Source organism: Planococcus ruber, assembly GCF_022819085.1.
Taxonomy (GTDB): domain Bacteria; phylum Bacillota; class Bacilli; order Bacillales_A; family Planococcaceae; genus Planococcus; species Planococcus ruber.
Window position 1 is genome coordinate 1,322,301 of sequence record NZ_JALHAG010000001.1, and the last position, 20,550, is coordinate 1,342,850.

Annotated in this window: 10 protein-coding genes and 1 pseudogene; 7 read left to right on the forward strand and 4 right to left on the reverse strand. The window is 47.3% G+C overall.

What is annotated here, in order from left to right; translation table 11 throughout:
• Nucleotides 1-118 precede the first annotated feature (118 nt).
• The 3 genes and pseudogenes from MTR82_RS06630 (at nt 119) to MTR82_RS17080 (ending at nt 8,776) form a co-directional block, all read left to right on the forward strand.
• Nucleotides 119-4,348, forward strand: coding sequence for a S8 family serine peptidase (locus MTR82_RS06630; protein WP_246808384.1), 4,230 nt, complete (start codon nt 119-121; stop codon nt 4,346-4,348).
• Nucleotides 4,349-4,769: 421 nt separating this feature from the next.
• Nucleotides 4,770-4,964: pseudogene (locus MTR82_RS06635) on the forward strand (helix-hairpin-helix domain-containing protein); the annotation flags it as partial.
• Nucleotides 4,965-5,146: 182 nt separating this feature from the next.
• On the forward strand, nt 5,147-8,776 hold the full coding sequence (locus tag MTR82_RS17080) for a S8 family serine peptidase (RefSeq protein ID WP_279576975.1): 3,630 nt from the start codon (nt 5,147-5,149) through the stop codon (nt 8,774-8,776).
• A gap of 101 nt (nt 8,777-8,877) precedes the next feature.
• Here MTR82_RS17080 and MTR82_RS06655 read toward each other — a convergent pair whose 3' ends face one another.
• A complete protein-coding gene (locus MTR82_RS06655) occupies nt 8,878-9,939 on the reverse strand; it encodes an S-layer homology domain-containing protein (RefSeq protein ID WP_246808385.1) in 1,062 nt (353 codons plus the stop codon).
• A gap of 33 nt (nt 9,940-9,972) precedes the next feature.
• Entirely contained in the window at nt 9,973-11,055 is a 1,083-nt protein-coding gene (locus tag MTR82_RS06660) for an S-layer homology domain-containing protein (protein ID WP_246808386.1), read from the reverse strand.
• A 363-nt stretch (nt 11,056-11,418) separates the two neighbouring features.
• Here MTR82_RS06660 and MTR82_RS06665 point away from each other — a divergent pair, with 363 nt between their 5' ends.
• Nucleotides 11,419-13,785: a bifunctional 2',3'-cyclic-nucleotide 2'-phosphodiesterase/3'-nucleotidase gene (locus MTR82_RS06665; RefSeq protein ID WP_246808387.1), complete on the forward strand. Its 2,367-nt coding sequence runs from the start codon at nt 11,419-11,421 to the stop codon at nt 13,783-13,785.
• 423 nt (nt 13,786-14,208) lie between these two features.
• Here MTR82_RS06665 and MTR82_RS06670 read toward each other — a convergent pair whose 3' ends face one another.
• The gene (locus MTR82_RS06670) at nt 14,209-15,144 is read right to left on the reverse strand and encodes a nuclease-related domain-containing protein (protein WP_246808390.1); all 936 of its coding nucleotides are present in this window, start codon (nt 15,142-15,144) and stop codon (nt 14,209-14,211) included.
• A 544-nt stretch (nt 15,145-15,688) separates the two neighbouring features.
• Between MTR82_RS06670 and MTR82_RS06675 the strand changes: the two genes are divergently transcribed.
• Both MTR82_RS06675 and MTR82_RS06680 read left to right on the forward strand, forming a co-directional pair.
• The gene (locus MTR82_RS06675; protein ID WP_246808391.1) at nt 15,689-17,086 is read left to right on the forward strand and encodes a trypsin-like peptidase domain-containing protein; all 1,398 of its coding nucleotides are present in this window, start codon (nt 15,689-15,691) and stop codon (nt 17,084-17,086) included.
• Nucleotides 17,087-17,245: 159 nt separating this feature from the next.
• On the forward strand, nt 17,246-17,455 hold the full coding sequence (locus tag MTR82_RS06680) for a hypothetical protein (protein ID WP_246808392.1): 210 nt from the start codon (nt 17,246-17,248) through the stop codon (nt 17,453-17,455).
• A 45-nt stretch (nt 17,456-17,500) separates the two neighbouring features.
• Here MTR82_RS06680 and MTR82_RS06685 read toward each other — a convergent pair whose 3' ends face one another.
• Nucleotides 17,501-18,403 carry a hypothetical protein gene (locus tag MTR82_RS06685; RefSeq protein WP_246808393.1) on the reverse strand — a complete coding sequence of 301 codons (903 nt, stop codon included), beginning with the start codon at nt 18,401-18,403 and terminating at the stop codon, nt 17,501-17,503.
• Between the two features lie 176 nt (nt 18,404-18,579).
• Here MTR82_RS06685 and MTR82_RS06690 point away from each other — a divergent pair, with 176 nt between their 5' ends.
• Nucleotides 18,580-20,436 carry an S-layer homology domain-containing protein gene (locus tag MTR82_RS06690; protein WP_246808395.1) on the forward strand — a complete coding sequence of 619 codons (1,857 nt, stop codon included), beginning with the start codon at nt 18,580-18,582 and terminating at the stop codon, nt 20,434-20,436.
• Nucleotides 20,437-20,550: the final 114 nt, after the last annotated feature.

The following is a 20,550-nucleotide window of genomic DNA, read 5'->3' on the forward strand; positions in this document are numbered from 1 at the left end:
AGCTGGAAAAAAGAAGAAATAATCACATCAGACTAGTTAGAATATTTTAATAATATGGTAAATTTGATATGCCGCTAATTTTTCTTTAGCAACCACACTATCATAAGGGGGAAAACAATTGAGTAATTTACGCAATCTCATCATCACAGCGCTTGTGGTTTTGTTGACGTTCAGCTCAGTGGCCTTCGGTTTCACGGGAGCATCTGCTGCACCGAACACTTCGGCTGCAGGGGTCTCGAAACAGGTCAACCAGAAGCCGGCTGTTAAACTGCCGGACAAACTGGCGAATCCGAAAGATCCGAAAAAAGAGGTGCGCGTTATTGTCGAGCTCCAAAAAGAGCCGGCGATTGAAAATGCGACACGCAAAGGGGTTCTTTACAAGAGCTTGCCGGATTCCACAAAAGACAGCTTAGAGTCGGCGGTGGTCACGGACCAAAATACGGTCAAATCCAAAATCAAAACAGCAGCACCCGGCATTACATATCTCGAAAACTTTACCACGGTATTTAACGGCTTCTCCGCAAAAGTTCCGGCTGGACAAGTCGAAAAAATTGCAGCTCAAACTGGCGTAAAAGCGGTTTATGAAGCAACCGAATACGAGCGTCCGGCGATCAAACCGGAAATGAAGTATTCGAAAGCATTGGTCCAGGCGCAGCAAGTCTGGAATGATTACGGCTACAAAGGCGAAGGCATGGTGGTCGGCGTCATCGATACCGGCATCGACCCATCGCATAAAGATATGGTGTTGACGGACAACGCAACGGGTGAAATCACCAAAGCGGAAGTCGACGCATTGCTTGCAGACAAATCGCTGGAAGCAGGAAAATACTACACAGCAAAAGTGCCATTCGGCTACAACTATATGGATGGCAACGATACGATTCTTGACTTAGGGCCTGAAGCTTCGATGCACGGCATGCACGTTGCCGGAACAGTCGGCGCGAACGGCAATGAAGAAAACGGCGGGATCCAAGGCGTTGCACCAGAAGCGCAGCTTCTGGCATTAAAAGTCTTCGGCAACGATCCGCTTTACCCATCAACTTATGGCGATATTTACATTAAAGCAATTGACGATTCCATCAAATTAGGGGCGGATGTCATCAACATGTCGCTCGGTTCAACTGGCGGCTTCGTGGATTCATCAGATCCTGAGCAGCAAGCAGTAGAACGTGCAACAAATAACGGCATTCTCGTTTCGATTTCTGCAGGGAACTCGGACATGTTCGGATCGGGTTACTTCTATCCATACGCAGAAAACCAGGATTACGGCTTAACCGGTTCACCGAGTGTTTCTTATGATTCTTTCGGTGTCGCTTCATTTGAAAACGACGTCATTACGGCACTTAGCTTCGGCTACCAATTCGGCGGCGCTGAAGCAGGGCGCGCATTGTACTTGCTTGCCAACGACAAAGATCCGCGCGATTTGCCGGAAGACTCATATGAGCTGGTAGATGCAGGCCTTGGATTGCCGGCTGATTTTGAAGGCAAAGACTTCACCGGCAAATTCGCGTTGATTTCACGCGGTGAAATCAGCTTTGTTGAAAAAGGCCAAGCGGCACAGGCAGCAGGTGCAGCAGGCGTCATCATTTACAACAACACATCAGGCACGATCAATATGGCCTCCGATCCATCGATCACGATTCCATTTATGTCAACGGTCCAAGACGCAGGCTTAGCGATGAAAAATGCGCTTGCTTCCGGACAGACAGTAACGGTTACATTTGACGGACAGTATTTGGAAACGCAAAACCCGGCAGCGGGCGAAATGAGTGATTTCACTTCATGGGGGCCAACGCCGAACCTTGACTTCAAACCGGAAATCACAGCGCCAGGCGGCAACATCTTCTCGACGCTGAACGACGATGAATACGGTTTGATGAGCGGTACTTCAATGGCGGCACCGCACGTAGCTGGCGGAACGGCATTAGTGTTCCAGCGCATTGAAGAGCTTGGCTTACAAGGAAAAGACCGTGTACAATTCGCGAAGAACATCATGATGAATACAGCAAACCCGGTAGAATTCGCTGAAGGCCAATTCGTATCGCCTCGCCGCCAAGGTGCAGGATTGATGCAATTGCACGATGCGCTTTCAACGGACGTAACAGTTGTCAACAAAGCGACAAACGAAGGAAAAGTGGCATTAAAAGAAATCAAGAACAACCAGTATGCATTCACATTGAAAGCCCAGAACTATTCGGATGAAGCTGCGGAATTCGCAGTGGATGTCAATGTGCAAGTGGATGCGGCAACAGACGGCGGCGGCGTCTTAGTAACTGCGCCGAACGAAACCGGTTCAGTCAATGTATCAGATGAAGTCTCGATCGCAGCTCCAAAAACCGTGACGGTTCCAGCAAATCAAACCGTCGACATCCCGGTAACAGTGGACGTTTCAGCAATTGACGCAGAACTGGATGAAATCTTCACAAATGGCTATTTTGTAGATGGTTTTGTCATCCTAACTGATGAAAACGAAGAAGTGACAGGCAACACCGAATTAGTCGTTCCGTATTTCGGCTTTAACGGCGAATGGGACGATGCCAGCATTTTCGATGATTTCGCTTGGGATCCGATGACGTACTACGGGCAGACAATGCTTGCAGATGACCAAGGATTCATCCTGAACGGCGGCACGCATCTCGAAGGATTCGATCAAACGAAATTTGCCTTCTCTCCAAACGGCGATGGCGTGCAAGATGGCGTCATTCCGGTATTCTCGCTTATGCGAAATGCGAAGAACTTCGAGCTGAATGTGCTTGATGCAAACGGCAAGAAATTGCGGACGATCCGTACGGAAGAAGAAATGGTTAAGAGCTACGACAGCACGGAACCTTACGTATTCTCGCCTGATTTTAAATGGGATGGAAAAGCGATGGGCAAAGTGGTAGCGGACGGCAGCTACAAATTGCAGCTTCGCGCCGTAATTGATTATCCGAACGCTGAATGGCAGTCGATCGAATTCCCGGTCATCGTGGATACGAAAGCGCCGACAGCGAAAGCATCATTTGATCCAAAAACGAAAAAAGTTGTCGTCAACAGCTTTACAGACAACACAGCGCCTGACCGCTGGGAAGTCTACTTGAACGGCAAGGAATTGACGGAAGATGCGGCAACTCCGGCTGATGAATCATTGGCACCGGCTATAACAGACTTTACCGTAACGGCAGAGTTGAAAAAAGACGACAAATTGACAGCCGTCTTCTATGACGTCGCTGGCAATAAAACCGAAGTGGAATTGCCGGTTACCGGTTCTGAAGATAAAGAACCTGTGATTTTCATTGATTCCCCTGGAGTCCTTTCGACGCATGATAAAAATGAAGTAGTCGTAAAAGGACGCGTGGAAGACGATTCAACCATCAAGTCATTGACAGTGAACGGCGCGCCGGCAAAAGAATTCGACGGCACGAACTTCACGCATACCTTGACGTTTGAAGACGGTTCGCAGTATGTAACAGTGAAAGCGGTAGATGAATTCGATAACGAAATGGAAATCCGCCGCCAGATCCTGGTGGATACGAAAGCGGCAACCATTACGTTAGTGGATGCGCCGAAAACAGTTGGCCTGGATACGGATGAAGTGGAAATTACATTCAACGTTAAAGACAACTTCGACCAAATCCGCGTTTACTTGTATGACAGCGAAATTTTTGCGCACGAAATGGCTTCATACAGCGGCAAGAGTTTTGACCAAAACATCAAAACAACGGTGCCAGTGCTTGAAGAAGGCGTCAACGACTACAAATTGGTCGTTGAAGATTTGACGGGCCACCGCACAGAGCTGGATTTCACAATCACGAAACAAGCAGCGGCGCAAGATGGCTCGAACTTAAGCGTGAACAAAGACAATGTTGAATTGAATGTCGGCGATAAAGAAAAATTATCGGTGACAGAAGAAACAACGCTGCCAAACGGCAAAAAGAAAACAAAAGACGTGACGAAACAAGCTTCTTATAAAGTAGCAGATTCATCCATTGTCAGTGTGAAAAACGGTGAAATCACTGCGAAAAAAGCAGGCAAAACAACGATCACTGTTTCGCATGGCAAAGAGAAAGTTGTCGTCAATGTGACAGTCGCAGATCCGAAGCCGGTCGTAACGCTGGAAGTGGATAAAGCAAACCTGTCATTAAAAGAAGGCAAGAAAGAAAAAATCAAAGTGACGCAAACGACGGTAAAAGGCAAAGCCAAGCCAGTCAAAGAAGATGTCACGAAAAAAGCGAAATTCAAAGTGAAAGACAGCAAAATTGCCGAAGTGAAGAGCAATGGCCAAATCACAGCCAAGAAAAAAGGCTCGACAACGATCACCGTTTCGTACGGCGGCAATGAAGCTACCATTAAGTTAACTGTGAAGTAAGAAGGGAAGCCCGGAGCAGCAGAAGCTGCTTCGGGCTTTTTAATGTTTGCAGGGTACCTGAGTGGGGCAGATGTTGCTTTTAGTTTCCTTATAGAATTCATCCTTAAAAGGTAGAAACTCATTCAAAAGATCAAAACCTAGTTGCCGGCTTTCCGCTTGCAGCGAAAAGCGAAAGTTCAAAAGACGAGGAATGGGAGAAGGGTGAATTCGCAGCGGATCGGGGTAATTTCGAGGGGTCTTGGGGTGAATTCGAACAGGAATGGGGTGATTTCGGAAACGATTGGGGTAATTTCGCATGGCCTTAAGAAAAAAACACAATAATAAGCAACTCAGCAGCGATCTTCGCCGCCTTTTCAATACGCGCCGATTTATTTATACTAGGGGCAAACATTAACCGAAAGGATGAATTTCAATGGCAAACCCAGTTGATCCATTTCTTTCCCGGTTTTCAGCGCCGGCGAGGCGGGCATTAGAAGCACATGGCATTACCTCAGCTGAAGAACTATCAAAGTTCACGGAAAAAGAAGTGCGGCAGCTCCACGGCATCGGGCCGTCTTCGCTGCCGAAACTAAGAGAAGCATTAACCGAAAAAGGATTCACTTATCAAGACGAATAAAGAAGCCAATCAAACTCAAGCCACAAGCTTGGGTTTTTTTGTTCCTTTAAAAGGACTAAAGTACCTAATAAGAATAATTTGTAAATTATTTAAAATAAACCTTGGGGTTTTCGAATCATGTGATATTATAAAATTATCTAATTATTCAGATAATAATGATAGAACGGAAGGAGTTATGTCCCATGAAGAAGGTTTTGCACGTGAAATTCTTCAGAAGCTTCCTGTCCCTTGCCCTGGTTCTTTCATTGCTCATACCCTTTGAAACTGCGGAGGCTGCGGAAACTGCGGAAACCAATCCGTATAAAAAATCAGCCCACACTGCAGGAGATCTCCAAGCCCAAGCGGCGATTATCGAACAGCTTCAATTGTCCCACCGTACGGCAAAGTTACATAAAGATTTGCAGGATCTTTCCGGCAGCCAAAAAGTGCCGGTCATCATCCATCTATCGGAAAAGCCGGTAGCTTTGCAAAAAGGAATTTTAGAGTCAGCCGGACAAGCCTTCACTGCTTCGCTGGAAAGTTCAGCGGAAGTGAAAGTGGCGAGCCAGCAAAGATCGGCCAAAGAAGAAATGGCCAGCGAACAAATTTCATATGAAGTAGGATTCAGCTACAAAACCGTGTTGAACGGTTTTTCGGCAACAGTCAAGGCCGATGATTTGGACAAATTAATGGAGATTGACGGCGTGACGTTAGTGGAACCGGATGTCACGGTACGGGCTGCTTCATCCGGAGCCGGCAATGCTGAAGTCAAGCCGGCGATGAATGTCAGCGCTCCGTTTCTCGGCATCGAGAAACTTTGGGCAGAAGGCATCGACGGCAAAGGTATTAGCGTCGCCGTCATCGATACGGGAATTGATGCCGACCATCCTGAATTTAAAGGAATTTACAAAGGCGGCAAAAATTTCGTTAAGCATTCATCCATTTACACGCGGCCGCGAGCAGACAACGATGCTTCTGAAACGCGCCCGTCGGAACGTCCCGGCAACTTGCCGGAATTCGATGAAAGCGGCGATCCGTTCTATACGTCGCACGGCACGCATGTCGCCGGGATCATTGCTGCAAATGGAGCCAATAAATACAAAGTGAAAGGCGTTGCCCCGAAAGTCGACCTTTACGCCTACCGTGTGCTGGGAGCTTATGGCAGCGGCTTGAATTCCAGCATCGTCGCCGCCATCGAGGAAGCGGTCAAACAGGACATCGACGTCATCAACTTATCGCTTGGCGGCGGCACCAATTCCGAAACGGATGCCGGTTCATTTGCCATCAATAATGCGATGCTAGCCGGCACGGTCGCCGTTTCCGCCACCGGCAATTTCGGTCCGGACCGCGGGACGATCGGGACGCCGTCTACTACGCGCCTCGGAATTGCGGTGGGGAACACGACGACTCCTGAATCCGTCTACAGCGGAAAAGTGCAAATTAAAGCAGGTCTCTTCAATTATTCGAAAGTGAACAAACTGATGCTTAACGCATTTAATGCGGATCCGGCCAAGCAATTGGCAGGAAGCTACGGAATCGTCTCCATTCCCGGATTCGGCAAAGCGAATAACTTCAATGGGCTGAATGTGAAAGGGAAAGTGGCGCTCATTTCGAGAGGCGACATTCCGTTTGTCGAAAAAGTCAAAAACGCTAAAAATGCCGGGGCCGTAGCGGTTCTCATCTATAACAACAGCAGCCTTTCCGAGCCGTCTGGCGCATCTCTCGGCGAAGGGCTTGATGCTTTGCCGACTTTCGATTTATCAAAAGGGGACGGGGAAGCGATAAAAATCATGATTGCGCAAAATGCCGGAACGGTCTCGTTCAGTGATTTCACCGAAACCGTCTTAAAAGGCGATGACATCAACGACACCAGCTCACGTGGCCCGAGTACGCCGAACTACGACATCAAACCGGATGTTGTGGCACCCGGCACCAATATCATGTCGACGTTGCCGATGTATAGAGCCGACAACCCGAAAGCAAGCTACGATCTGGCATATGGCAATGAAACCGGAACGTCCATGGCCGCACCGCATATTGCCGGGATTGCCGCGCTGCTTTTGCAGAAGCACCCCGACTGGTCGCCGTTCGACGTGAAAGTGGCGCTATCCAATACCGCGAAAATCCTGGATACGAAAAAATATGACGTGTTTGCCCAAGGCGCCGGACGGGTCGATCCTTACGAAGCGCTCCATCCCGATATTTTGGCTTATGCGGAAGACGAAGCGATTTTAGATGAAACCGGCAGACGCGTGCCGAATGTCAAAGGCACCATCACATTCGGTTCGCTGAATCCGGAAACCGGACCGATTTCCATCACTAAAGAAATCCGAGTGAAGGATATGGACGGAGGAGGCGGGAAGTACACCGTTTCAGTGGATACGCTGAAGACCTTTGCAGACGCCAAGGTCACTGTCGACAAGCCGTCCTTTACGTTAAGCGGCGAAGAGCTGATCAAAGTTACGCTGACGGCATCCCAAAATGCCAATTTCCAAGTAGGCGATGAAGCCCTGGGCTATATCCGCCTCAAACCGGAATCCGGAAATTCCAAGGAAATTTCCTTGCCGTTCGCTGCAGATTTCGGCGGCGCACCAACCGAGGTGAAGAATTTCAAAATAACGGAAACCGATCTTTCATTTAATAAAGACGGCATCAACGACAAAGCGGAATTGAGTTTCGTGTTGACGGAAGACGTCAAAACGAACTTCATCCAGCTCTGGAACATCATGGATCCGGCAGCTGGAGTTGAAGGAGACGGCTATATCGGTTATCTGTATGCAGCGTCCACGCTTTCAGCGGGCTCCTACCGAATGGACATCGACGGCACGTACATTCCAGGAAGCGGTCCGGAGGAAAAGCCGATTCCGGACGGCTTGTATACAATTGACTACATGGGCCAGACCGTTTCCGGAAATCCGCCTGTCGTCAGTGCGTCGTTTGGCCCGGTCGTCGTCAAATCGACCGCACCGAAAATTTCGGGCACTGTAAGCGGAGGGAAAGCAAGCGGCAAAATCACCGATAAATACATCGACTACTACAAAGAACTGACAAAATACGGAACGGCGTTTGACCTCAATGAAAAACTGAAGGCCACCTACACCGTGACATCTGGAGGCAAAGAAGACGCAGCCATGCCGATCAAGCTTTCAACGGATGGTTCGTTCGCATTCGCTGTCACGGCAGGAGAAAAAGATACCGTCAACGTCCGGGTGGAGGACGCAGCCGGGAATGTCGGCAAACAAGTGATTTCCGGAAAAGGCGCCGCAAGCCCTAACGGATTCAATGACACCCAAAACCACTGGGCCCGCACGCAAATCGAAGCGTTGGCGAGCCGCGGCATCATTGCCGGGAAAACAGCGGCGACGTTCGAGCCGGAAAGCGATTTGACCCGGGCCGAGTTTGCTGTGCTGCTTGCCCGGGCACTCGAATTGCCGCTCCGGGACTATGAAGGAACGTTCAAAGATGTGGGGGCGAGCAAGGCGTGGGCATATCCGGGCATCGAAGCCGCTGCCAGAGCCGGAATTGTGGCCGGGAAAAAAGACGGCAGCTACGCCCCGGATGCCCCGATCACGCGGGAAGAAATGGCCGTCATAGCGATTCGCGCCGTCGAGTTCCAAAATCCATCGTTGCTGAAAAACTTAGGGAAGCCGCACCAATTTTCGGACGCGAACCGAATCGGCGGCTATGCGAAAGACGCCGTTTCAAAAGCGTATGCGCTCGGCATCATTACAGGCCGGACGGGCAATAAATTCGATCCGAAAGCCCGCACGACGCGTGCCGAAACCGCCGTCATCCTGCACCGCGCGCTTGGCAAAATGCAGTTATTGAAATAGAAGAGAAAAAGGCATCCATTCGGGTGCCTTTTTGTTTGCGATGAACTCACCAAAATAAAAAAGGGCCTTCTCTCTGTAGAGAAGGCCCTCAATCAAACTCCTTATTTCACGCTTGAAAGTTCACTTACTGTTTCGCCTTTAGCATCCAATGCTTTGACTGATCCGTACCCTTCAACCATGTAATACTTTTCACCGCTTTCAATAGTAATTTCGACAGCATTGGTGAATTTCTTATACGGTGTGTTGACGGTTTTATTAACACCAGTGATGGTCGAAATATAGCGCTCGCCTAAACCATTTTCAAAAGTTTTGCCGACTTGGATCGGGTAAACAATCTCTGTTTCAGCTTCAGAGTATGGCAAGCCATAAATCAGCGCATCTTTTGTTTCGTTTTCCACTAACAGTGTAGTAGCGGAATTCCAATCGGTTCTTGTCACCCACATAAAGCCAAAGTCATTGCCCTCAATTACAGGAACTTCTTCAAATTTCAAAGTAGCCGTGCCTTGCTTGGTTGAGTAGCTGTATATTTTAGTTTTGTCTCTCAAGTATGAGTTTGTCATATGCGTATCGTTCTTGAATTTCGGCTCAAGGACGCGAGACATGAAAGCAGCAAGCTGGCCACGCGTAATCGCTTGGTTCGGACGGAATGTATTATCCGAATAACCAGCAGTGATATTGCCGCTCACCATGGTAGCAATCGCATTATACGATTTCATATTTGGGGATACATCGCTGAATGGCGCCCCAACGCCATTAAAGATATTGAATGTGCGGTCCAAAATGATCGACATATCGCCGCGCGTAATCGGCGCATACGGCTTGAATGTGCCATCCGGATAGCCGCTGATGAAGCCGGCTTTTGCCGCTTCCGCGATGAAGCCGCTTGCTTTTTGGGACTTCGAAACATCTTTGAAATTGGTTGAAGTTTGCGTCCCTTTGAAGTTTTTCAATTTCCCGATCATGATCGCGGCTTCTGCGCGCGTCACGACCTTGTCCGGTTTGATGGTGCCGTCTTCGTAGCCGGAAATGACGCCTTTATTCACCAAATAGGTCATTTCGTCATAAAAGCCGTGGCTTTTCGGCAAATCGGTTGCTGCCTGGGCAGGTGAGACAAGTAGGGTAAGTGCGAGTGCTGCTGCTGAGATCATCGGATATTTCTTCAAAGAATCGTTCCCTTCAACTTTTTTATTTGATGTTTATTTTACATCCACTAATTCATAAAGCGTGTCGCCGTCGTAATGCACGGTTTTAATCAACCCATAGCCTTCCGCCATGTAGTATTTGTAGCTTTTGCCGTCCCATTCGGGGTGCAGCACGGAAATTTCAACTGCGTTTGTAAAGGTCTTATACGGAGTCGCGACTTTTACATTGACGCCGGTAATTTTGAACGGCGGCAATTCATCGTCCCAGCTGTCGAAGGTTTGGCCTTTCGTGACAGGGTAGACGAGGCTGCGTGTAAAGCCGTCTTCCGGGAAACCGTTGATGTACATTTTGCTGCTTTCGTACTCCCCGTATAGGTAATCTTCGCTGTCGTCTTTGTAGTCAACGAGCCAGAAATAGCCAAGCGGCTCATCCAAATAGTCTGCGCTGTCTACGTATTTTTCAGTCGACACTTCGCCCGTGATTTCACGGTACGTATACGTTTTCGTCTTATCTTTCAAATACGAATGCGCCATATGCGTATCATTTTTGAATTTCGGCTCCAGCCCGCGGGCTAAGAAAGCAGAGAATTGCGCACGAGTCGTCGCGTTATTCGGTTTGAACGTCAGGTCTTTATAGCCCGCTGCAACATTAGCGCTGACCACTTGGCCGATTGCGCCATAAGCGCGCATGTTCGGTGACACGTCCTTGAATTCTTCGATGCCTTCCATCGCCATCGGGAAGACGCGTGAAAGGATGATGGCCATATCGCCGCGGGTGATCGGTGCATTCGGTTTGAATGTGCCGTCCGGGTAGCCTGTGATGTAGCCGGCTTTTTCAGCTGCCGCGATGTAGCCGCTCGCTTTTTGGCCTTTTGATACATCTTTGAACTTTGTTGCACTTTGTGTTCCGTTGAAGCCTTTCAGCTTGCCGATCATGATGGCAGCTTCTGCACGGCTGACGGTTTTATCCGGTTTCACCGTGCCGTCTTCAAATCCGGAAACGACGCCTTTATTAATCAAATACGTCATTTCGTCGTAAAATCCGTGGCTCTTTGGCAAATCGGCTGCTGCGAATGCGGGTGATGCCAGTAAGCTGATTGCTAATGCGGCACCTGTGATTAATGGAAACTTTTTCAAAACGACACCCCTCAAATAGAATTGTTACTTCAAGAGACAGGCCAGCAATCAGTCTATTCCTGTTTTTTCCTAATTACTGAGAATAAAACCGTTTCATGGAATAAAGTCATTTCGTAACATTTATGTAATAATACTGTAACAAACATTCCAGAATAAGTAAGTAGGTCTTTTTATGCAAATATTTCAAGCTGACATGCCCTTCTTCCTACTAGACGCTTGAAAATCAAAAAAGTCTCGAAATTTCTCATTTAAAAGAAAATTAACGGCAAATTCTTTATAAATTTTATGTAAACGTATTCAATTGTTTTATTATTAGGCATATAATAAAAAAGCTAGACTATTCACTAAAAGGGAGATGGGAAAATGGCAATTGGGAAAAAAGCGGCGATGACACTAGCGGCGTTGGTTCTTGCAACGAGCGCAATGGCAACAACGGTTCCGGCTCAGACGCAAGCTGCAGCAAAAGAAGTGACGCGCGGAGAGTACATCAAGCAATTGGTGACGGCTCTTGATGTGAAACTCGGAGATGGATCGACCATCACATTCAAGGATGTGGATCCGAAACTTGCGCCTTACGTGGAAGCGGCTTTCAATTTGGGCATCACCAGCGGCAAGACAAAGACAACGTTCGCTCCAAATGAAAAACTATCACGTGAGCAAGGCTTCTCGATCGCAGCCCGTGCAATCGAATCGGAAAAAGAATACCCAAGTTCATTATTGAAACCATTCAAAGATAACCGCTATTTGAGCAAGAGCTTAGTCGGCGATTTGTCTGAAGCTGTCGGCATCGGCCTCCTTAAAGGCTATAGCGACGGAACAGTCAAACCGGCAAAAGGAATCGCTCCGAAAGAAATGGCAGCCATCATCAAGCGTTTATTGAAAGAATACCAGCCAGTAAACCCTAAAGACGTATCGCTTCGCATTCTTGGAACGTCCGACCTTCATACCAATTTCGTCAACTACGATTATTATCAGGATAAAGTGTCGAACAGCCTTGGCTTAGCGAAAACCGGCGTCTTGATCAAAGAAGCGCGTGCGCAGAACCCGAACAGCCTATTGTTCGACAACGGCGATTTGATCCAAGGAACACCGTTCGGCGGCTATAAAGTAACGGTTGACCGCTTGGAAGACGGCGAGCTTCACCCGGCTTATGCAGCGCTTGAATCATTGGATTTCGATGCATCAACGCTCGGCAACCACGAATTCAACTTCGGCCTTGATTATTTGGACGAAGCACTTGACGATGCGCCATTCCCAGTATTGAACGCAAACGTCTACGATGCACAAACGAAAGAAAACAAATTCAAGCCGTATGAAATCATCGACCATGAAGTGGTGGATGGAAACGGCGACAAACATACGATCAAAGTCGGCGTCATCGGCGTCGTCGCTCCGCACATCATGAAGTGGGACCGCGCCAACCTTGAAGGCAAAGTCATCGCTGAAGATGCAGTGGAATCTGTTGAGAAATTCCTTCCGGAAGTTGAAAAAGCGGGCGCTGATATCGTCGTGGTTCTTTCCCACTCCGGAATGGGTGATGAAACGCATGAAGTCGGCGAAGAAGACATCACGTACCAACTTTCTGAAATTGATGGCATCGATGCAATCATCACTGGACATAACCACGATGTCTTCCCAGGATCTTACGGCGATTTGAAAAACGTCAACCAGGATCAAGGAACAATCAACGGCACGCCAGTTGTGATGCCAGGAAAATTCGGCAGCCACTTGGGCGTCATCGACTTGAAACTTTCGCCTAAAGGGGAAGAGTGGGAAGTCGTATCTGAAAAAGCGGCACTTCGCGCAATCGATTCAACCAACGATAAAGTGGCAGAAGAAGTCATTGAAGCGGTTAAAGAAACGCACGAAGGCACAATCGAATATGTTCGCAGCCCGGTCGGCAAAACGACAGCTCCGATCAACAGCTATTTCTCTCTAGTGAAAGATGATCCATCCGTCCAAATCGTCAACAATGCACAGAAATGGTATGTCGAGCAAAAAGTAGCCGGCACAGCAAACGCTGACCTGCCGATCCTTTCAGCTGCAGCACCGTTCAAAGCAGGCGGACGCAACGGAGCGGATTACTACACTGAAATCAACACAGGCGAAATCGCCATTAAAAACGTAGCGGACCTTTACGTCTACGACAATACGATCTTCACGTTGAAAATGACAGGTGCTGATTTGACGGAATGGCTGGAAATGTCAGCAGGCCAATTCAAGCAAATCAACCCAACAGCAACAGGGGAGCAGCAATTGATCAACCCGGATTACCGTACCTACAACTTTGACGTCATCGACGGCGTTACGTACGAAATTGACGTTACGCAGCCGGCGAAATACGACGCAGACGGCAAATTGGTCAACGACAAAGCAAGCCGCATCAAGAACTTGAAATATGACGGCAAAGCAGTAACGGACACGCAAGAATTCCTTGTCGTCACAAACAACTACCGCGCAAGCGGCAACTTCCCAGGCGTCGTGAACGCGAGTGAGAAAACAGACTACGCGTACGAAAACCGCCAAGTCATCATGGACTACATGGTCGAAGTCGGCACCATCGATCCATCGGCTGACAGCAACTGGACATTCGCGCCAGTCGCAGGCAACCCGAACATCGTCTTCGAAACGTCCGGCAAAGCCCAAAAATTGGTGCCAGCAGACAGCGGCATCAAATACCTAGGCGCAGCAGCAGACGGATTTGCGAAGTACAGCATTGAAATTAAATAAGCGATTTTAATGGGAGAGCCCTTCACCTTTGGTGGGGGGCTTTTTTGGTTGGGGGTTTTTGGAGGCGGGTAGATTTCAAGTGGCCAGTGGTAGATTTCAAGGGTGAGTAAGTAGATTTCGCATGCGCAGAGGTAGATTTCAGCAGCAAACAAGTAGATTTCACACTCAAGATCAATTTCAAAAGCTGAATGGCCAGCGTTTCGCTTGCAGCGAACCGCGAGGAAGGAGGCATTCGCTGGCGAATGCCTTATTGGGGTTGGAGAGTAGATTTCAATAGGCGAGTGGTAGATTTCGAGGGTGAGTAAGTAGACTTCGCATGCGCAGAGGTAGATTTCAGCAGCAAGTAAGTAGATTTCACACCCCGACTAGTTGATTTCAACATCAAAGAAAAAAGCCAACCTTCTAAAAGGTCAGCTTAGTAGCTTATTTATAATAGTAAAATTGTCCATTCTCCCGCTTTCGAGTCAATCCCGCATGTGTCAAAACATGATGCGCGGCATTTTTATCACGCAGCATCAAAAATTCTCGGCACTGACTGTTGGTGATTTTAGGAGAAGCGAAAGCAAACCATTCATCAAGCGTATAAGACAGGCCGCCGCTAATCTTTAAATTGCAGCTTGAACAATAATGTGTTCGCGTACTGATCCGGCTGCTTATTGATCCGCATTGGTGGCAAAGAATACCTTTCTTTAATTCAGCAGGTGCGTATTTAAAGGTCTGAGAATAATTTTTCTTTGGAAAGGGTGAGTGTTTTTCCAGAAGAAGTTGGCCAATACGAACAATTTCTTCGTTTGGAAGCGGTTTTCCGTTTTGGGGGATGGAGGAGATAAAACGGTTTAAAGAATGGCCATAAATCACAGGAAATACTTTTGGCATATTTTCAACCAAAGTCGTTGAATAAGGAAGGACAATGGCTGCATCGACTGGGAGCTTAACCCCCATTTCTCCAAATAAAACCAGCAATTCTTCGCGCGCATTCCAAGCTTGCGTCACGGGCGAATGATAGCCGACTGCCTGGCCTTGGCGAGTGATTTGTCGAAGATGCATGCTTTCTTCATCAAAAATCAAGATACCAGAATAATTTTTGACTTCCAAAATGAGCGCAAAATAAGGGGTGAGGACAATCGTATCAATCTGGCAATAAGCATAACTCAACTGCAAGTCACCAATGAAAAGGCAATCTTTCCAGCGCAAGTGCCTCAGCCGTCGATCAATTTCAATTTCACCGCCATATCCTGCTTTCATCATATAATGCGCTTTCTCGACGTTTGGCCAACTGCTATGATGGCGAGGGAGACGCCGCAGCAAGCGAGGCAGCCATTTTAATTCAATCGGTGGTGTCCGTTCTTTTATAAACATAGCATTCCTCCTTTTCTCCTGAAGTATACCAATCTCCAAAGCTAAGAGATATAAAAAGTTAGTGTAGTCAAAATATATTCGCGCATTGCAAAATGACTTCTATCTATTAATAAAAAACAGAGAAGGAAAGTTGATTTCGACTGGCAAGTGGTAGATTTCGCACTCGAGATCAATACCAAAAAATGAATGGCCAGCGTTTCGCTTGCAGCGAAACGCAATAGCGGAAGCATTCGCCAGCGAATGCTTTATTTTGATGGGGCGGGTAGAGTTCAATGCTCGAGTGGTAGATTTCGAAGGTGAGTAGGTAGACTTCGCATATGCAGTGGTAGAGTTCAGCAACCAGCAAGTAAATTTCACTCCACACACAAAAAGAACCATCTTCGCTCAATATCGTCTATTTAAAACATGGTATTGTAAAGAACGCCCCAAAACACACCTTATGTAATCTGTTCATGGCACTATTTACCATGTATAATGGCGATAATCAAAGGGGAATGGCATAATTAGCAAAAAAACATTTGCAAAACCAATAGGAGGAACGACTATGTATTGTTCGAATTGCGGACAGAAAAATAAAGAAGGCGCACGTTTCTGCAAGAATTGCGGCGAACCGCTGGAAGAGATGCGCTCGAAACGGCCGAAAAAGAAAAAGGGCTTGTATATCGGCATCGCTGCGGCAGTTTTGCTGGCAGGAGGTATCGGCGCGGCACAATTGTTCGGCGATGACGACGATGAACGCCAGCGCACCGAGCAGCCGGCTGAAGAAACGGCTGACGTCAACGAAGAAGAAGCGCCGGAACCGGAAGAGCCAAAAGAAGAGGAGCCAGCAGAACCGGCTGCTGGTGAAGTGACGAAAGTCGAAACGATCCAGCCGCCTGCGGAGCAGCAGGAGCCATCAGAACCGAAGACGCGTGAAAAGACGGCTATCATTAAAGAAACGCAGCAAAAAGTCTATACCATTAAAACAGAAAATGGCTATGGATCCGGTTTTTCATTCACCGATAGCGGCATGGTCGTAACCAATGCCCACGTCGTGGCGGGCTTCACAGACGTCATGGTCCGGAACATCAACGGCCAGGAACAGCCCGGCAAAGTAATCGGCATTTCAGATAAATACGACGTCGCGCTCATCCAAGTCGATGCGTACGAAGGGATTGCGCCGCTTGAAATCGAAATGAATCCGACCGATGTCGGCACGGAAGTCATCGCGCTCGGCAGCCCGTCCGGCTTCGAAAACACGGCTTCGATCGGCTACTTAACGGGGATCGACCGCGATTTCGAACAGGATTTCCTCTATGAAGACATTTACCAAATCGATGCCCAAATCGCACCGGGCTCAAGCGGCGGCCCACTGATTGATGCGAAAACCGGCAAAGTGATCGGCATTAACTCACTGCTCTTCATGGACGGCAGCGAAATCGGCTTCTCGATTCCAATGCATTCGATGGTCGACCTCGTCAACAGCTGGGTCCACAGTCCAATGACGGAGTCCCAAGTCACCGCATTGTTCCCGGCATACGACGACTTCGAAAACTACGAAGGTGAAGACTATGAATACGACTACGAACACGAAGGCAATCTGGTCTTTGATGAAGTGTTCCTGAGTGAATTCATCGGCGATTTCCGCTATTACTACGAAATCGCGCTCAACAGCCAAGATTTCTTCTACGTCGAAGACATGTTGTTATATGACAGTCCGGCCTACATCGGCATCCGCGATTACATCACGGAAATCACAGGCCAGGGCATGGAATACACATTCACCGACCTGGAAATCACCGGCGTGGAAATAAACGAAGATCACGCACTCGTCCATACGTACGAAGCGTTTGATTTCCTGAATGCTTCAGGAGAAGCGACAAAAGAAGAGCGCAATAAAACCTATACCGTCGTCATGGACGACTCCGGCTTTTATTACATCTCGGATGTCGTTAACCAGTAAATTTCAAATAAACCCATTTTTTCTCAAAAAACTTCTGAATCTCTATAGGCAAAAATTACCGATTGAGCTATAATGGTTGTAACTTATAGCCCCGATAATTATTGGTTTCAACTAAAATAATATAGAGAGTAGGTAAAAGTGCTTATGGAAGAGTTCGAAATGTATCAAACTCAACTGGAAGAACAATTTGGCCAGCCCATGAAAGACATCATTTACGAATACTACATTACAAAAAACTACGGGCCGTCCGTAGGAGCAAAAGAACTCGGAATTCCACGCCGCGTCTTTATCTACTTCCGGAACTACTATGGTTTAAAAGAAGTCAAACATGCGCTGTACGCCGACCAAAACGTTTGCCCGGACAAATAAAAAATGCCATCCACTTTTTGAAAGTGGGCGGCATTTTTGCTGTCCTTATAGTCCAGTAGCCTTGCTGATCAAATCGCTCTTGCGCTGTTCTTTGCGTGCTTCATATTCTGAAACAAGGGAATCAGCATGCGATTCTGCGAGACCGTTCGCTTTTAACTCTTTTTTCATCGAACCGAGCACTGCGTAGAAGACTGTGTCTGTACGGCCTTCGAGTTCAGAAGCTGCAGACATGTACTTATTATAGAAGTAACCGTAGCTGATCGATTCGCCGTTTGCTTTTTTCGCGTCATACTCGCTCTTCGCACGGCTCACCAATCCGTTGATGCGTGAATTCGCCTGATTTTCGATATCAGCTAAACTTGGCTCGTATTTCTGCTTGATTTGGGCAACCGTGACTTTGCCAGATCCACCATTGCCGGATCCGGAGTTTCCAGAACCACCAGTTGAACCTTTGCCTGCGTTAGAAGAACCGGAGCCATTTGATCCGGTATTGCCAGCAGTTGAACCGGAATTAGATCCAGAATTGCTTGCTTTATCCGAACTGCCAGAAGTGTTTCCGCCATTCGAGGTTGACGAGCCGGCTGTACCTGAAGCAGTGCCAGTTGAGCCGTCGGAAGAAGATCCTCCAGTAGAGCTGCTTGAGTTTGAACCGTTATTCGAACCGTCAGATGAGTTGCCGTCAGTTCCAGCAGCGCTGTCGGATGAAGAGTCTTTCGAACCATCCGCTGCGGATTCGCCAGCGCCTTCTTCTATTACATTTCCATCGCCATCAACAATAATCTTAGAGCCGTCTGGCAATTCCACTTCGTAATTTTCTTTGGTAATTTCATCCACCTGTTCGTCCGCTACGTCGTATTCCTTAAACTGGAATAAATACACCAAATAACCGGCAACGCTTAGAAAGATGATCCCCAGGACCAAAACTATCTTTTTCCAATGCTTTTTCATCGTTAAATCCTCCCATACCTCAATAAATATTCTAATCAAAATAGCCGCAATAATTGCTAATTATATACAAATATCTACCGAATTACTAACTTTTTACAGAAATTAATATTGTAGTACCAATTTTATTAAGCTACAATTAGACAATACCACAAATTTGAAACAAGAGGTGAGCAAGGTTGAGCAAAAACAAAAACACGAAAATGTTCCTAGCTGGAACTATGGCTTTATCATCAGTCATTGCAGTAGGAATCCCGGCTGGTACAGCAGATGCTGCAACAGAAGTGCCAACAGATGCACAGATTGCAGCTAAGATTGCAGCTGACTATGAAGCTTTGAATAAAGACCAAAAAGCAATTCTCGAAATTGCACAAAAAGAAGTAGCGAAACAAACTGGAATTTTCATCGATGCGAACTACACAAGCAAAGACCGGCTGGTTCAAAACTTAAACACGTTAATTTCACCTTTATCTTCAACTGAACTTGAGGATGTTGAAGCGGCGGCATTAACGAGAATTACGAATTTTAAAAACAGTGCTCGCTCATACTTAAAGGATGATCTTCAAGTACAAGAAGTATTCGCTTATGCAGAACTAGTTCGTACAAGCTTATACGAAGGAGCATTAAACTCTACAATTACAGACTTGGATCCACTATATAGCAGAGCATTAACATTCTTCCAAAATAATGCTGCTCCTGCTTCTATTAAAAATATTGTAGTAAAACCTTCTGCGGGACAATTAGCAACTATCGTTTCAAACATTGAAAAAGCAGTGGCAGATTTAAATGCTCCACCAGTAGTAACACCACCAGGAAACGGCGGCGGAGGCGGGGGCGGAACAACTCCTACTGAGCCAACCGAACCACCAACAACAACTCCTGGAGGCGCAGTTGAAGTAACTCCGGATACATTGAAAAACAACCCGGAAGATGTCATCAAAGCGATTCAAGAAGCAGCTTCTGTGAAAGAATTGGCAGTGGATGTGAAACCTGGCGAAGCGGTATCGATTCCGTTGGCAGTGGCTTCAGCACTTGAAATTAAAAACGCTGACGCAGTAATCGTCATTGCTTCATCTGAAGCTTCATACGAATTGCCGGTATCGGTAATCGACGGAGCAGCACTTGCGAAAGAACTTGGCGTCGCTTCTTCTGAACTGAGCATCACAGTGGAATTGACGAAAATCGCTAACCAATTGACGAAAGAAAAATCAATCGGCTTTGCGATTGAATTCAGCATCAAAGCAGTAGCGAAAGACGGCAAATCTATTGACATTACATACTTGGGTTACCCAGTATTGCGTTCAATCGAAACTCCGACGGCACTTAACGCAGCGACTTCAGTCGGCGTACGGGTAAACCAGGACGGTTCATTTACAGCAGTTCCAACATACATTGATGGAAAAACAGCGAAATTGTACTTCTCGGCAAACTCAGCTTACACAGTGATCCAAAACTCGAAAACATTCAAAGACATCGATAACCGCGGCTACTGGGCTGAGGAATATATCGAGAAATTGGCTTCGAAAATGATCGTTTCCGGTAAATCAGCGGACAGCTTCTCGCCATCAACTTCAATCACGCGCGGCGAATTCGCAGCCGTGCTTGCTCGTGGACTTGGTTTAGTGGCTGAAGACGTGAACTCAGCAGACTTCACGGACGTATCTCCAACGCAAGCGGTTAACCGCAACGGAGAAATCGCAGCAGTGGTTGAAGCGGGAATCGTTTCAGGCTACGGCAACGGCAAGTTCGGACCGTACAACGAAATCACACGCAACGAAGCGGCTATCATGATCAGCAAAGCAATGGACTATATCGGGTCTGAAGATGTAAAATTAGATACGACGAAGAAAGTATCAAGCTTCGCCGATTACCGTTACATTTCGCCTGCAGCGCGTCCGCATGTTGAGCGCGTGCTTCAAGCATCTTATCTGTCTGGTTTCAAAGACAACACGTTCCGTTCACAAAATGAAACAACACGTGCAGAAACGTCAAGAATCCTGTATAATTTCCTTAACTCAATTAAATTTATCAACTAATCATACGAATAGGCACTTCTTAACCGGAGTGCCTGTTTTTTAAATGAAAGACGAAAGCCCCTCAACTAATAAAACCTGCGAAAGGCTTCCACTCAACATTTTTCAAGCAACGGA

Excerpts from the sequence above, each read along its gene's own strand:
- MTR82_RS06680 (WP_246808392.1), top strand. The coding sequence starts at position 17,246 with ATGTATCAAACTCAACTGGAAGAACAATTTGGCCAGCCCATGAAAGAC.
- MTR82_RS06670 (WP_246808390.1), bottom strand. The coding sequence starts at position 15,144 with ATGTTTATAAAAGAACGGACACCACCGATTGAATTAAAATGGCTGCCT.
- MTR82_RS17080 (WP_279576975.1), top strand. The coding sequence starts at position 5,147 with ATGAAGAAGGTTTTGCACGTGAAATTCTTCAGAAGCTTCCTGTCCCTT.
- MTR82_RS06665 (WP_246808387.1), top strand. The coding sequence starts at position 11,419 with ATGGCAATTGGGAAAAAAGCGGCGATGACACTAGCGGCGTTGGTTCTT.
- MTR82_RS06685 (WP_246808393.1), bottom strand. The coding sequence starts at position 18,403 with ATGAAAAAGCATTGGAAAAAGATAGTTTTGGTCCTGGGGATCATCTTT.
- MTR82_RS06675 (WP_246808391.1), top strand. The coding sequence starts at position 15,689 with ATGTATTGTTCGAATTGCGGACAGAAAAATAAAGAAGGCGCACGTTTC.